Source organism: Streptomyces sp. NPDC002265, assembly GCF_040296125.1.
Lineage (GTDB): Bacteria > Actinomycetota > Actinomycetes > Streptomycetales > Streptomycetaceae > Streptomyces.
The window spans coordinates 1-14,503 of record NZ_JBEOWS010000256.1 but is presented as its reverse complement, the minus strand read 5'-3'; the positions used below and the strand labels follow the sequence as shown (position 1 = coordinate 14,503).

The window sequence follows — 14,503 nt, the reverse complement described above, 5'->3', positions numbered from 1 at the left end:
GTTCCCCCGTCCGGGGGAACGAAGGCAGGGCCGATCGGTCACTGGCACGCTAGGCAGGCGACGGCGGGAGGCCGGACAGCACGCGGCCCCGGGTCGCCGTTTCTCACTCGAACGGTCGATACCGGGGCCGGTGCGGATCATCCCGGGGAAGGAAGATCGGCCCGAGGGAAGGCAGATCGTCCCGAGGGAGGATCGACGCGAGGGATCAGAGCTTGGTCCACGCCTCCGTCAGCGTCGCGCGCAGGATCTGCTCGATCTCGTCGAAGGTCTCCTGGTTGGAGATCAGCGGCGGGGCGAGCTGGATGACCGGGTCGCCGCGGTCGTCGGCACGGCAGTACAGGCCGTTCTCGAACAGCGCCTTCGACAGGAAGCCGTACAGGACGCGCTCGGTCTCCTCGGCGTTGAAGGACTCCTTGGTCGCCTTGTCCTTGACCAGCTCGATGCCGTAGAAGAAGCCGTTGCCGCGGACGTCGCCGACGATCGGCAGGTCGTGCAGCTTCTGGAGGGTCTTGAGGAAGTTGCCCTCGTTGTCCAGCACGTGCTGGTTGAGGCCCTCGCGCTCGAACAGGTCGAGGTTGGCGATACCGACGGCCGCGGAGACCGGGTGGCCGCCGAAGGTGTAGCCGTGCAGGAAGGTGTTGTCGCCCTTGTAGAACGGCTCGGCGATCCGGTCGGAGACGATGCAGGCGCCGATCGGGGAGTAGCCCGAGGTCATGCCCTTGGCGCAGGTGATCATGTCCGGGACGTAGCCGAACTTGTCACAGGCGAACGTCGTGCCGAGCCGGCCGAAGGCGCAGATGACCTCGTCCGAGACGAGCAGCACGTCGTACTCGTCGCAGATCTCGCGGACGCGCTGGAAGTAGCCGGGCGGGGGCGGGAAGCAGCCGCCGGCGTTCTGCACGGGCTCCAGGAAGACCGCGGCGACGGTCTCCGGGCCCTCGAAGAGGATCTGCTGCTCGATCTGGTCGGCGGCCCAGCGGCCGAAGGCCTCGGGGTCGTCGCCGTGGATCGGGGCGCGGTAGATGTTGGTGTTCGGGACCTTGTGCGCGCCCGGCACCAGCGGCTCGAAGGGGGCCTTCAGGGCCGGCAGGCCGGTGATGGACAGCGCGCCCTGCGGGGTGCCGTGGTAGGCCACCGCGCGGGAGATCACCTTGTACTTGGTGTGCTTGCCCTTGAGCTTGAAGTACTGCTTGGCGAGCTTCCAGGCGGTCTCGACCGCCTCACCGCCGCCGGTGGTGAAGAAGACCTTGTTCAGGTCGCCCGGCGCGTGGTGGGCGAGACGCTCCGCCAGCTCGACGGCCTTGGGGTGGGCGTAGGACCACACGGGGAAGAAGGCCAGCTCGGCGGCCTGCTTGGCGGCGACCTCGGCCAGCTCCGTGCGGCCGTGGCCGGCCTGGACCACGAACAGACCCGCGAGACCGTCGAGGTAGCGCTTGCCCTTGTCGTCGTAGATGTAGGTGCCCTCACCACGGACGATCGTGGGGACGGGCGAGTTCTCGTACGAGGACATGCGGGTGAAGTGCATCCACAGGTGGTCGTACGCGGATCGGCTGAGGTCCTTGGTGCTCACGGTTATCGGGTTCCCCACATGTAGGTCTGCTTCTTGAGCTTCAGGTAGACGAAACTCTCGGTGGAGCGCACGCCGGGCAGGGCCCGGATGCGTTTGTTGATGACGTCCAGCAGGTGGTCGTCGTCCTCGCAGACGATCTCCGCGAGGATGTCGAACGAGCCCGCGGTCATCACCACGTACTCGACTTCCGACATGCCGGTCAGCGCTTCGGCCACGGGGTCGAGGTCGCCCTCGACGTTGACGCCCACCATCGCCTGCCTGCGGAAGCCCACGGTGAGCGGGTCCGTGACGGCGACGATCTGCATCACGCCCTGGTCCAGCAGCTTCTGGACGCGCTGGCGCACGGCCGCCTCGGACAGGCCGACGGCCTTGCCGATCGCGGCGTACGGCCGGCGGCCGTCCTCCTGGAGCTGCTGGATGATCGCGAGGGAGACGGCATCCAGGTGAGGAGTGCCGTTCCTGGGCTCGCGGGGCGAGTCCCTCTGGTCTGCGCTTCGACTGGCCACGGCTTCACTCTGCACGACGTCTCGACCGTTCCGCAAGGCTTTACCGATGAAATTCGTTGTTTACGAGGTCCGTGTCTGCGGATTTCGCAGCAGTAGCCCGCTCGGGGGTGTTGAAAACGTGGGCCTGCGGATTAGGGTGGGTGTCTCAGCGATTGGACAGTTCGACCTGACAGGAGGCCGGCAGTGAGCACCGAGCTGCGTCGTCTGCGCAACTACATCGATGGTGAGTTCCGGGACGCCGCCGACGGACGGACCACCGAGGTGGTCAACCCCGCGACGGGCGAGGCGTACGCGACCGCGCCGCTGTCCGGAACGGCGGACGTGGACGCCGCGATGGCGGCCGCCGCGGCGGCGTTCCCCGCCTGGCGCGACACGACCCCCGCCGAGCGCCAGAAGGCCCTCCTGAAGATCGCGGACGCGTTCGAGGAGCGCGCCGAGGAACTCATCGCCGCCGAGGTGGAGAACACGGGCAAGCCCGTCGGACTCACCCGGTCCGAGGAGATCCCGCCGATGGTCGACCAGATCCGCTTCTTCGCGGGTGCCGCGCGGATGCTCGAAGGCCGCTCGGCCGGCGAGTACATGGACGGCATGACCTCGATCATCCGGCGCGAGCCGGTCGGCGTCTGCGCCCAGGTCGCGCCCTGGAACTACCCGATGATGATGGCCGTGTGGAAGTTCGCCCCGGCGATCGCGGCGGGCAACACGGTCGTCCTGAAGCCCTCGGACACCACCCCCGCCTCCACCGTCCTGATCGCCGACATCCTCGGCTCGATCCTGCCCAAGGGCGTCTTCAACGTCGTCTGCGGCGACCGCGAGACCGGCCGCGCGATGGTCGAGCACCCGACCCCGGCGATGGCCTCCATCACCGGCTCGGTACGCGCCGGCATGTCCGTCGCCGAGTCCGCCGCCAAGGACGTCAAGCGCGTCCACCTGGAGCTGGGCGGCAAGGCGCCGGTCGTGGTCTTCGAGGACACCGACATCGCCAAGGCCGTCGAGGACATCTCCGTCGCGGGCTTCTTCAACGCCGGCCAGGACTGTACGGCCGCCACCCGCGTCCTCGTCCAGGCGGGCATCCACGACGAGTTCGTGGCCGCGCTGGCGAAGGCCGCCGCCGAGACCAAGACCGGTCAGCCGGACGACGAGGACGTGCTGTACGGCCCGCTCAACAACCCCAACCAGCTCAAGCAGGTCTCCGGCTTCGTCGAGCGGCTGCCCGCCCACGCCAAGGTCGAGGCGGGCGGCCACCAGGTCGGCGACAAGGGCTACTTCTACGCCCCGACCGTCGTCTCCGGCCTGAAGCAGGACGACGAGATCATCCAGAACGAGGTCTTCGGACCGGTCATCACCGTCCAGTCCTTCACGGACGAGGACCAGGCGGTGGAGTGGGCCAACGGCGTCGAGTACGCCCTCGCCTCCTCGGTGTGGACCAAGGACCACTCCCGCGCCATGCGGATGTCCAAGAAGCTCGACTTCGGCTGCGTGTGGATCAACACCCACATCCCGCTGGTCGCCGAGATGCCGCACGGCGGCTTCAAGAAGTCCGGCTACGGCAAGGACCTGTCGGGGTACGGCTTCGACGACTACACCCGCATCAAGCACGTGATGACGTCGCTGGACGCGTGACGCACGGCGGGCCGGCGGCCCGCCGAGCATCTGCGGCATGATCCGCCGGACAGGCCCCGATGCCGAACACGCGCGGCCCCGGACGGGAACTCCCGTCCGGGGCCGCGCTGTTCCCCCGCGGGTCAGACGCGCTCGTCGACACCGCCGGTGACCAGAGAGGGCCGGCCGGCCTCCTCGACCACAGTGCTCGTGACCTTGGTGGACTTCCCGGGCTTCCCCGGCTTTCCGGGCTTCCCCGGCGTGCCCGGCAGGCCGGGCAGCGGCGGCAGTTCGGCGCCGGCCGGGAAGGTGACGCCCGCCTTCGCCATGATCGGACCGCACGCCTTGAGCGCCTTCCGGAAGCGCTTGGACGCCGGGTCGAACGTGCCGCCCTTGTCGGTGATCCGCACCTGCAACAGGACGCGACCCTCGGCGTCCTTGGAGGCGTGGATGTCCGGGACGGTCTTCTGGCCAGCCCGGTGCATGCACACGGCGAACTTCTTGTTCGCCGCGTTGACGTCGCCGGGGGCGTCGGCGGTGGGGTGGTAGGCGACGCCGAAGACGGTGGCCGGTCCGGCCTGGCCCGCCCCGGCGTGGCCCGCGCCGCCCGTCGTGCCGCCCGTCGTCCCGCCGCCGTGGCCCGCCTCGCCCTTCGCCCGCACGCCCTGCTCGGGGGCGACGGACGTGGCGGTTGTGGCGGTCGTGGCGGACGTGATGGTCGTACGGAGCTTCCCGCTCGACGTGGGGGCGACCGCCGACGCGGCCGACGCGGTGGCCGTGCAGAGGGCGGCGGCCGAAAGGACGGCGACGCCCAGAGTGAGCAACTGCGCCCGGGGTGCCGGAGCACGCATGGATTCCTCCTGAGGTGGGACCGATGGATGTGGCCGCGGTGCTGCCGGTACGGCCACGGCCTACGGAACCCCGTCGGCGGTTACGGCACGGGAACGGCCGTTCTTACCCGGGTGTAACCACGCCCACGGCCGCCGGCGCCGTCCGTACCGGGGTCGGCCGTACCCTGCTGTCCGCGCCGGGGACCGGCCGGTTCTGACGTCCGTACCGGGACCGGCCGCCCCTGCCGTCCGTACCGGGGGCCGAGAGCGCTTATGCGCGTGTAACCGGCGACCCAGCACACTGGGCGCCATGCGTGTGCTGCTGGCCGAGGACCACCGGGAACTGGCCGAGACCGTGGCCGCCGGGCTGCGCCGGGAGGGCATGGCCGTCGACCTCGCGCTCGACGGTTCGACCGCCCTGGAGCGTGCCGCGGTCAACGGCTACGACGTCGTCGTGCTCGACCGGGACCTGCCCGTGGTCCACGGCGACCAGGTGTGCCGGACGCTGGCGGCCGGCGGCGGACGGGCCCGGGTCCTGATGCTCACCGCGTCCGGCACCGTGGCCGACCGGGTCGCAGGCCTCGGACTCGGCGCCGACGACTATCTGCCCAAGCCGTTCGCCTTCGCCGAACTGGTCGCCCGGATCCGGGCGTTGGCCCGCCGTGCGCAGCCCGCCCTGCCGCCCGTGCTGGTCCGCGGCGAACTGCGGGTCGACCCGGCCCGGCGCGAGGCGAGCCGGGCCGGATTCCGGCTGCCGCTCAGCCCCAAGGAGTTCGCCGTGCTCGAACTGCTGCTCTGCGCGCAGGGCGCGGCCGTGTCCACCGAGGAACTCCTGGAGCGGGCCTGGGACGAGGCCGCCGACCCCTTCAGCCAGACCGTCAAGGTGACCGTCAGCAGACTGCGCCGCAAGCTGGGGGAGCCACCGCTGATCGAGACGGTGGACCGGGCCGGGTACCGCATCCGATGACCGGCTCCGCCCAGTGGTTCGCGCGCAGTATCCGGTGGCGTCTGACGCTCCTCTACAGTGCGCTGTTCGTGGTGGCCGGCGCGCTGCTGCTGGCCTTCGTCTACTTCCTCGCCGCCCACTCCGGGTCCGGCGCCAGGACGGTCACCTCCGTGCAGGGCCCCGGCATCTCGGGCAGCGCCCTCGGCCCGGCGGCCCCGGGGACTCCGGCGGCGACCATCAGCGCCGTCGCCGAGATCCTGCACGAGGGCCAGCTGCACGACCTCCTCGTCGAGGGCGCTGTCGCGCTCGCCGTGATGGCGCTGGCCTCGCTCGCGCTCGGCTGGCTGATGGCCGGCCGGGTGCTGGCGCCGCTGCGGACCATGACGGCCGCCGCCCGCCGGATCTCCGCCGACAACCTGCACGAGCGGCTCGCCGTACCCGGGCCCGACGACGAGCTGAAGGCCGTGGCGGACACCTTCGACGACGTACTCGCCCGGCTGGAGGGCGCGTTCGAGGCGCAGCGGCAGTTCGTCGCCAACGCCTCGCACGAACTGCGCACCCCGCTCACCCTCCAGCAGACCATCGTCGACGTGACCCTCGCCGACCCCGACGCCCGCGCCCCGGAGCTGCGGGCGGCGCTGTTGCGGGTGCGGGCGGCCGGACAGGAGCAGGAACGGCTGATCGAGGCGCTGTTGACGCTGGCCCGCAGTCAGCGTGGCCTGGAAAGACGGGAGTTCGTCGACCTGGCGGCGATCGTGCGGGAGCATCTGCCGCGCTCGGGCCCGCGCGTCGAGGCCCGCATCGAGGCCGCCCCCGTGCTCGGCGACCCGCAACTCGTCGAGCGGCTCGTGGTCAACCTCACCGAGAACGCCGTACGCCACAACCTCCCGGCGGGCAAGGAGGGTTGGGTCAGCGTGTGGACGGGGGTGGACGCGGCCGGCCGGGCCGGGCTGCGGATCGAGAACAGCGGTCCGGTGATCCCGGCCGACCGGGCCGAGGGGCTGTTCCAGCCCTTCCGCCGACTGGGTCCGGAGCGCGTCCACAGCCGGGACGGGCTGGGCCTCGGCCTGTCCATCGTGGCCGCCGTGGTCGGCGCGCACGGCGGCCGGGTGCTGGCCAGGACCCGGCCCCCGGGAGGCCTGGTGGTCGAGGTCGGCCTGCCCCGCTTTCCCGGCGCCCCGCCCGTCGCCGCGATCGGACCCGGGGTGGCGGCGGCCCGCCGGGTCCACTGACCGCCCGGCCCGCACGTGCGGGACGACCTGCGGCGTCCCTGGTCGACAAGATGTCGGGGCCGGGCCGCCGAGCTCGACGCAGCGTCGATTGTCCGGCCGCGCGCGGGACCGGCATGCTGTCCCGCATGTCCCCCATGTCGCTCTCCCGCAGCACCTCGCCCGTCGCCCGTCGGACCCTCCTGCGCGCGCTGGGCGGCGGTGCGCTGCTGGGCGGACTCGCCGGCTGCGGTGTGCCTGCCGCGTACGTGGCACCCGGCGAACGGGCGGCCGCCGACCGCTCCGCCTCCGACAAGAGGCTGAAGTGGGCGAACTGGCCGCTGTACATCGACACGGACGACGACAACACGACGAAGCGGCCCACCCTGGACGCCTTCGAGAAGCGCACGGGGATCTCCGTCGGCTACGTCGAGGAGATCAACGACAACGACGAGTTCTTCGGGAAGATCAGCCCCGCGCTGATGAACCACCAGTCGACCGGCCGCGATCTGATCGTCGTCAGCGACTGGATGTGCGCGCGGTTCGTCCGGCTGGGCTGGGTGCAGAAGATGGACCGGGCCCGCCAGCCCCGGGTGGCGGAGCACCTCGACCCGCTGCTGCGCTCACCCGCCTTCGATCCCGGCCGCAGGTTCACGGTGCCGTGGCAGTCCGGCATCACCGGTATCGCGTACGACCGCCGCAGGCTGGGCCGGGAGATACGCCAGGTCTCCGACCTGTGGGCGGACGACCTGAAGGGCCGGGTCACCCTGCTGTCCGGACTCGACGAGTCGTTCGCGCTGCTGATGCAGGGCAACGGGGTCGACGTCACCCGCTGGACGGCCGACGACTTCCACACCGTCTGCGACCAGGTCGAGAAGTACGTCCACCAGGGCCGGATACGCCGCTTCACCGGCAACGACTACACCAAGGACCTGGTCAGCGGGGACGTGCTGGCCTGCCAGGCGTACTCGGGCGACGTCATCCAGCTCCAGGCCGACAACCCCGACATCCGGTTCGTCGTCCCCGAGTCGGGCGCCGAGCTGTGGTCGGACTCCCTGATGATCCCCGACCTGGCCCGGCACAAGGCGAACGCCGAGCGGCTGATCGACTTCTACTACGACCCCGAGGTCGCCGCGGAGCTCGCGGCCTGGGTGAACTACGTCTGCCCGGTCCCGGCGGCCCAGGCCGTCCTGGCCGCCTCCGACGACGAGGACACCGCCGCCCTCGCGGAGAACCCGCTGATCTTCCCCGACGCGACCATGCGCGAACGGCTCGCGATCGCCCGGGACATCACCTCCGCGGAGCGCGTGGAGTTCGCCAAGCGGTGGAACACGATCGTCGGCCTGTGACGGCGCCGGCCGCGGGGCCCTCGGCCGTGGAGTGCTCGGCCGTCGAGTCCTCGAACGCGAAGTCCCCGGCCGCGGAGTCCTAGCGGCCCGCCAGGTCCAGCGGGTGGGCGGCCGGGCCCGGGCGGGTGCGCGCCTGGGGCGGGTCGAGCGTGCCGTGTCCGGCCGTGCAGACGACCACGGCCTCCACCGGCTCGCCGCACTCGCGGTGCACGACCTCCAGCGGGCTGCCCTCCGGGTCCGCCGCATGGCGGTCGCCCCACTGCTTCAGGGCGATCATCGCGGGCCACAGCTCCCAGCCCTTGCGGGTGAGCCGGTACTCGTGGCGGGTGCGGCTGCCGGGCTCGATGTAGGGGACGGTGTGCATGATCCCCGCGGTGACCAGCTTCCGCAGCCGGTCGGCCAGCACGCTCTCGGACAGGCCGACGTGCCGGCGGAAGTCGTCGAAGCGCCGCACGCCGTTCATGGCGTCCCTGACGACCAGCAGCGACCACTTCTCGCCGACCAGGTCGAGGGTCCGCTGGAGCGTGCAGTTGTCGGTGCTCGTCTCAAGCCACGTCATACGGCCATCGTAGGCAGACTTCGAGATTGACATCCAGAGAGAGGATTCCCGATTCTCGCACAATGCTTTTGAACATGTTCAATAACGGCGTACGCTCTGGCCATGAGCGACAGAGCCGCCCTGGTGAAGGGCATTCGCGTGTGGCTGGTCATCTTCGTCGTCTGTCTGGTGCTCAGCGGCGCCACGGCCTTCCCTCTGGTGCACGAACTGCGCTGGACCGAGGACCTGTTGCGGGTCCTGTCCGTGCCGGAGCACCTGCCCGCCCTGATGGGCTGGATCGAGCGGGTGCGCACCGGGCTGGACACCGCCGACGCCGAGTACCCCTTCCTGCTGTACGGCACGGACTGGCTGGCGTTCGCGCACCTCGTCATCGCGGTCGCCTTCTACGGCCCGTACCGCGATCCCGTACGCAACATCTGGGTCGTGGAGTTCGGGATGATCGCCTGTGCCGGGATCGTCCCGCTCGCGCTGATCTGCGGCCCGGTGCGGGGGATCCCCTTCTGGTGGACGGTCGTCGACATGTCCTTCGGGGTGTTCGGCGTGATCCCGCTGTACGTCGTGCGCAGGCGGATCAAGCTCCTGGAGGCGCTGACCGTTCCTAAAGGCTGAGCGGGAGTGAGTCCTGTCTCCAGGACTGTGGTTGCTCAGCCGAACGCCCCGAACGGTGTTGGGTGTTCTGGTCGCCCGCTTTCGCTCCGCGTCCGGGTGGCACGCATCCGGTGCGTGGTCCGGGAATGCGGGGGCGGGATCCCTCACGCTCTTGGGTGGTCGGTTCGGCCTGGGCGGTCCGATGCCCCTGCTCATCGCTCCGGTGAGCAGGGGGCGGTGCCGTCCGACGCCTGATCGAGTGTCCGAGGGCGCGTCGCCCGATCGCGATGCTTGCGGCATCGTGCCGGGAAACCTTACGTGTGCTGCTGGTGAGGGGCTTTTGCCAGTGCTGGGCGCCCCATCGGGAGGTGTAGGCCGGATCGACTGCGACCACCGCAATATTCTGTTCGGCGGCCATCGCAACCAGCCGGGCCCTGAGTTTCGCGGTGGGGAAGCGGGCGATGAGGCGGCGGAAGCGCTTGTTGCGGCCGTGCTTCTCCCGGCAGCGTCCGTCGGTGAAGTCCAGGTTTTCGATGGCGATGGCTGCCGCGCCGGTTGCGCGGGTGTGGTGCAGCAGGCGGGTCAGTGCGTGCCGGATCTGCGCGTCGCGGTGCGCGGCCGTGCCGGTGAGGTCGTAGAAGAAGCGGCGGGGTTCGCCGACCGGGTTGCCGTGGCTGTCGAGGCGCCAGGCGGCGAGGTGGTCGTTGTTCATGTCGACGCCGACCACGCCCCGCGCCAGCGCCGCCTCGAGCGGCAGGACGGGGGTGGGGGTGCGCTGCCAGGAGGCGGTCACATACCAGCGGCCCCGCACCACATCATGGTGGATCCGGTAGGCGACCGCCCGGTTGTCGGTGATCCTCTCCAGCCACTCCCGGCTGCGGTGGGTGAAGGCGACGGTCGCATCGAGGAGGTAGCGGCCGTGCGGGGCGTTGGCCAGACGGGCCAGCGCGGCCGGGAGCCTGAGGGAGAGCCGTCCGGTGTCGGTGACACGGATCGTCTCGTTGCCGAAGCGTTTGCCGGACTCCCCGTCGGCCGTCAGGAACATCCGCGCCGCCCGCCACCGCTCCCGCCAGACCTCCTTGCTCAGCCCGGCCTGGTCGAGGTGGTGGCGCAGATGGGCGAGGCGTTTGCCGCCGCGGACCACGTGTATCCGGCCGGCCGCCCAATCTGCCTCTGCCTTCGTCAGCCGGTTCTGCAAGGTGTGCAGGCGGCGGGACTTGGCATGCCACTCCGCGCGTGTCGCGTAGCCGCGGGCCAGCCCCGCCCGCCGGTCCGCCTTCGCGCCCAGCGGCCGGGCCAGCCGCGCCTCGATCGACGCGATCTGCCCACGTAGCCATCCCAGTTCGGCCGCCTGCCCCCGCCGGGACAACGCCCACTGGTCATGGGTGGCCTTGGTGATACTGCCCGCCCACCGCGCGGACGAGACGCCGGTCAGCTCCCGTTTGCGTACCGCCCACCCGGCCGCATCATGCTCCGGCCCGTGCCGGACACGGGTCGCGAGATCACCCGCGGCCAGCGCCCCGAGGAACACCCCCACCTCGGCCAGCACCGCCACGTCCGCATCCGACACCCAAAGCCGGGCCCGGACCGCAACCCCCGTGGGACCGGGCACCACGAACGACGCCGCCACCTCCCGCAATCCACCCACCCCCACTCAGCACCGCACTGCCCCACCCAACGAACCTCACCCGAAAAGGTCACGCATTCGACCGACAAACTTCCGTTCCCGCCCCCTGGCGCCCACCACATGCCGCTACCAACCGCTCACCCATGCTCACGAAAACGCACTCGTGCACGGTCAAGCAGCAGCAGTTCCGAACCTCCACCTCCGCCCTGGTGCCTGTTACTTGAGCGCGGCCAGGGCGATCCGCAGGGACACCGGGTTCATGTCCTCGCCCTTGGCGTCCGTCGAGCCGACCGAGTAGACCCGGTCCGGCTCAGGTCGCGGGTCGCGGCGACGACCGTGCTGTAGCCGTACCGGGCACCGGACTTGAGCCAGTACTCCCGCCCCTGGTACTCGAACCGCTGGAGCCCGGCGCTGTGCGAGGCGCCCGGGACGCCGGACGGGACCGTGAACATCTCCGCCAGCTGCGGGCCGGGCACGATCCGGCCCCGGAACAGCGAGGTGATCAGCCGCTCCAGATCGGCGGTGGTGGAGATCATGTCCCCGGCCGCCCAGCGGTCCGCCTGGTTCCACTCCGTCACGTCGACGAACTCCGTCGTCCCGTCGGCCCGCCGCACCGCCTGGTAGCCGTGGTTGTGCGGGCCGCGGATCCGGGGGTCGGCGCCGGGAAAGCAGGTGTCCCGCATCCCGGCGGGGCGCAGCACGAGCCGGGTGGCCTCCGAGGCGTACGAGTGTCCCGTCACCTTCTCGACCAGCAGGCCGAGCACCGTGTAGTTGATGTTGAGGTAGTCCTGTCCGTGCCCGGGGCGGAACTCCGGCCCCTTGGCCACCGCCGACCGCACGACCTGCCGCGGGGTCAGGGTGTCGAAGCGGTGCGCGTACTGCTCCTCGAAGGAGTCCCCCCAGCCGTCGCCCGCCCGGATGCCACTGGTGTGGTTCAGCAACTGCCTTACGGTGATCGGCTCGAAGGCGGAGGTGAACAGGCCGGGCAGATAGTGCTGGACGGGCGCGCCCAGGTCGATCCGGCCCTGCGCGGCCAGCTTCAGCACGACCGCCGCCGTCACCACCTTCGTCGTCGAACCGGCCCGGAAGCGGGCGTCCGGGTCCGCAGCCCGGCCGCTCGCCAGGTCGTGCACGCCCGCGCTGCCGCGCCAGCCGCCGTCGGTGCCGCCGATCCGGACCAGCGCGGCGGTGGCGTCCGCGTCCGGCAGACCCGCGATCGCGGCGCGCAGTGCCTCGGCGTCCGGGCCGGGCGTGGCCTCGGCGGCGGACGCCCGGGTGGCCGGTGCCGGGGCGGCGAACGCCGGGGCGGCCAGCGGGCCGGCCGTCAGCGCGAGGGCGACGGAGGCGGCGAGGGCGATGGTGCGGCGGTGAGCGCGCATCGGATGCTCCTGAGGAGGTCGAGGCCGGATCTGCGAGCGGTTCGCGATCATCCTCGTGCCGTGCGCGGGCCGCCGGATCGTCGGCGGGGAGGGCGTCCGCCCCTGGTTCGACCCGGTCGATTCGCCTGCCGAGTAAGGGACTTGTCGGGGTGGGCGCCCCTAGGGGACGGGCCGTGAGGCGGCGCGGAGGTGGTCCCGGCCGTCCCGTTGTTCCACGCCGTCGCGCAGCACGCGCAGTGCGTCGATGCGGTTGGTGGTGATGGAGTCGACGCCCAGGTCGATCAGACGGCGCATCGAGCGGCGGGTGTCGGGGGTCCAGACGGAGAGCAGCCGGCCGCCGTGGTGGACCCGGGCGGCGAGCTCGCGGTCCACCAGCGTGAACCGGTAGTTGAGCCACCGCGGGCGTACGACGTCCAGCAGCGCGGGCCGCGGCGGCGCGAGGGAGGTCCAGGTCAGGGCGATCTCGGCGGCCTGGTCGGCGGCCCGGACGGCGAGCATCGCCTCGGCGTCCGCGCAGTAGTAGGCGCGGTCGCGCGCGCCGCACCCGCGGACGACGTCCAGGACCGCCTCGGCCGAGCGGCGGCCGCTCAGGCCGGGCAGGTCGATCATCACCCGCAGTCCGTCCGTCGCGGCCAGCGCCTCCGCGAGCGTCGGCACCCCGCCCGCGGTCAGTGCCCGCACCTCGTCCGCGGTCAGGGAGCGCAGCGGCCGGTCGTGTCCCCACAGCCGCTTCAGCGTCTCGTCGTGCAGCAGCACGGGGACGCCGTCGCGGGTGAGCCGTACGTCGAACTCCACCGCGTCCGCGCCCTGCTGGAGCGCGGAACGCAGCGAGTCGACCGTGTTCTCACGGAAGCGGTAGGGGTCGCCGCGGTGGGCCACGGCGGTCAGGGTCTGCATGGACCCCATTGTGCGCGAGTCAGCGCACGAGCCACGCCGAGGTGTGGGCGTCGATCTCGGCGGCGATCCGGGCCTTGCCCGCCGCGTCCAGGAAGGACGCCTCGACAGCGTTCTTCGCCAGGTCGGCCACGCCCCGCTCGTCGAGGTCCAGCAGCCGCGCGGCCACGGCGTACTCGTTGTTGAGGTCGGTGCCGAACATCGGCGGGTCGTCGGAGTTGATGGTGACCAGGACCCCGGCCCGGGTGAACTCCTTGATCGGGTGCTCGTCCAGCGTGCGGACCGCGCGGGTGGCGATGTTGGAGGTCGGGCACACCTCCAGCGCGATGCGGTGCTCGGCGAGATGGGCCAGCAGGCGGGGGTCCTGGGCGGAGCTGGTGCCGTGGCCGATGCGCTCGGCGCCCAGGTGGTTCAGGGCGTCCCACACCGTCTCGGGCCCGGTGGTCTCACCGGCGTGCGGTACGGAGTGCAGCCCGGCCGCGATCGCCTGGTCGAAGAAGGGCTTGAACTGCGGCCTCGGCACACCGATCTCCGGCCCGCCGAGCCCGAAGGACACCAGGCCCTCGGGCCGCAGCCGGTCGTCGGTGGCCAGCCGTACCGTCTCCTCGGCCGACTCCAGCCCCGCCTCGCCGGGGATGTCGAAGCACCAGCGCAGCACGGTCCCGAACTCGGCCTCGGCCGCCTTGCGGGCGTCCTCGATCGCGTCCATGAAGGCGGTCTCGTCGATACCGCGGCGGGTCGAGGAGAACGGGGTGATGGTCAGCTCGGCGTAGCGCACCTGCTGCCGGGCCAGGTCCCGGGCCACCTCGTAGGTCAGCAGCCGGACGTCCTCCGGGGTGCGGATCAGGTCGACGACGGACAGATACACGTCGATGAAGTGGGCGAAGTCCGTGAACGTGAAGTAGTCGGCCAGGGCCTCGGGGTCGGTGGGGACCTTGGAGTCGGGGTGCCGGGCGGCGAGTTCGGAGACGATCCGGGGGGAGGCGGAACCGACGTGGTGCACGTGCAGCTCGGCCTTGGGCAGTCCGGCGATGAAGGCGTGCAGGTCGTGCGGGGCACGCGGGTCGCGTCCGGCGTCGGTGCGGATGGTCATGGGGTCCTCCCCGGGGCGGGCGTCCCGGACGCTGTGGCGCCGTGCGGGACGCGGGTGATCGGCTGATCGATGACTCGGGGATCATCGTAGGCCGGGCCCCCGCCGCGAGAGCGTGGGCCTTAGCATGACGGCACGTACAACAGAGGGGATCCCGCGCATGTCCGACGACGCGTCGACGCCGGAGACAGCGGAGAACGCGGCCGCACACGGCCCGGTTCCGGCCGGTGGCCCGGTTCCCCCGGTGTCCCTCGGCAAACGGGCGGCGGACGGGCCGGTGGACGCGGTGCCCGCGGACGCCGCGCCGACGGACGGGGCGCCCACGGCCCCCGGGACCGCGGAAGCCGCCGGGACC

11 protein-coding genes and 3 pseudogenes are annotated in these 14,503 nt (G+C 71.5%); 6 read left to right on the top strand and 8 right to left on the bottom strand.

Annotated elements, in window-relative coordinates:
- Window positions 1–205: 205 nt before the first annotated feature.
- Together ABT085_RS33080 and ABT085_RS33075 are read right to left on the bottom strand one after the other, a co-directional pair.
- Window positions 206–1,570, bottom strand: coding sequence for an aspartate aminotransferase family protein (locus tag ABT085_RS33080; RefSeq protein WP_351616337.1), 1,365 nt, complete (start codon window positions 1,568–1,570; stop codon window positions 206–208).
- Window positions 1,571–1,572: 2 nt separating this feature from the next.
- Window positions 1,573–2,091, bottom strand: a complete 519-nt coding sequence (locus tag ABT085_RS33075; RefSeq protein WP_162469671.1) for an Lrp/AsnC ligand binding domain-containing protein — start codon at window positions 2,089–2,091, stop codon at window positions 1,573–1,575.
- 168 nt (window positions 2,092–2,259) lie between these two features.
- On the opposite strand from ABT085_RS33075, the gene ABT085_RS33070 reads away from it, so the two are divergent.
- On the top strand, window positions 2,260–3,699 hold the full coding sequence (locus ABT085_RS33070; RefSeq protein WP_162469670.1) for an aminobutyraldehyde dehydrogenase: 1,440 nt from the start codon (window positions 2,260–2,262) through the stop codon (window positions 3,697–3,699).
- A 122-nt stretch (window positions 3,700–3,821) separates the two neighbouring features.
- Here ABT085_RS33070 and ABT085_RS33065 read toward each other — a convergent pair whose 3' ends face one another.
- Window positions 3,822–4,529, bottom strand: coding sequence for a hypothetical protein (locus tag ABT085_RS33065; RefSeq protein WP_351616333.1), 708 nt, complete (start codon window positions 4,527–4,529; stop codon window positions 3,822–3,824).
- A 289-nt stretch (window positions 4,530–4,818) separates the two neighbouring features.
- Here ABT085_RS33065 and ABT085_RS33060 point away from each other — a divergent pair, with 289 nt between their 5' ends.
- The 3 genes from ABT085_RS33060 (at window position 4,819) to ABT085_RS33050 (ending at window position 8,011) form a co-directional block, all read left to right on the top strand.
- Entirely contained in the window at window positions 4,819–5,475 is a 657-nt protein-coding gene (locus ABT085_RS33060; RefSeq protein ID WP_351616330.1) for a response regulator transcription factor, read from the top strand.
- A complete protein-coding gene (locus ABT085_RS33055) occupies window positions 5,472–6,686 on the top strand; it encodes a HAMP domain-containing sensor histidine kinase (RefSeq protein ID WP_351616327.1) in 1,215 nt (404 codons plus the stop codon). The genes ABT085_RS33060 and ABT085_RS33055 overlap by 4 nt, the downstream gene beginning before the upstream one ends.
- Window positions 6,687–6,820: 134 nt before the next feature.
- Complete coding sequence (locus ABT085_RS33050) at window positions 6,821–8,011, top strand: polyamine ABC transporter substrate-binding protein (protein ID WP_351616340.1); 1,191 nt, start codon at window positions 6,821–6,823, stop codon at window positions 8,009–8,011.
- A 79-nt stretch (window positions 8,012–8,090) separates the two neighbouring features.
- On the opposite strand, the gene ABT085_RS33045 is transcribed toward ABT085_RS33050, so the two are convergent.
- Window positions 8,091–8,570 (bottom strand): winged helix-turn-helix transcriptional regulator, encoded by a 480-nt coding sequence (locus tag ABT085_RS33045; protein ID WP_351616324.1) that lies wholly within the window; start codon window positions 8,568–8,570, stop codon window positions 8,091–8,093.
- A 102-nt stretch (window positions 8,571–8,672) separates the two neighbouring features.
- On the opposite strand from ABT085_RS33045, the gene ABT085_RS33040 reads away from it, so the two are divergent.
- Complete coding sequence (locus tag ABT085_RS33040) at window positions 8,673–9,179, top strand: hypothetical protein (RefSeq protein ID WP_351616321.1); 507 nt, start codon at window positions 8,673–8,675, stop codon at window positions 9,177–9,179.
- Here the strand turns inward: ABT085_RS33040 and ABT085_RS33035 are convergent.
- From ABT085_RS33035 to ABT085_RS33020, 4 genes and pseudogenes are all read right to left on the bottom strand, one after another.
- Entirely contained in the window at window positions 9,169–10,728 is a 1,560-nt protein-coding gene (locus tag ABT085_RS33035; protein WP_351616319.1) for an IS200/IS605 family accessory protein TnpB-related protein, read from the bottom strand. The two genes, ABT085_RS33040 and ABT085_RS33035, sit on opposite strands and share 11 nt — an antisense overlap.
- 273 nt (window positions 10,729–11,001) lie before the next feature.
- Window positions 11,002–12,164 (bottom strand): annotated as a pseudogene (locus tag ABT085_RS33030) (serine hydrolase domain-containing protein).
- A gap of 159 nt (window positions 12,165–12,323) precedes the next feature.
- Window positions 12,324–13,061, bottom strand: coding sequence for a glycerophosphodiester phosphodiesterase (locus ABT085_RS33025; RefSeq protein WP_351616316.1), 738 nt, complete (start codon window positions 13,059–13,061; stop codon window positions 12,324–12,326).
- 19 nt (window positions 13,062–13,080) lie between these two features.
- Window positions 13,081–14,222, bottom strand: a pseudogene (locus ABT085_RS33020) (adenosine deaminase).
- Between the two features lie 86 nt (window positions 14,223–14,308).
- Between ABT085_RS33020 and ABT085_RS33015 the strand changes: the two are divergent.
- Window positions 14,309–14,503, top strand: a pseudogene (locus tag ABT085_RS33015) (hypothetical protein); the annotation flags it as partial.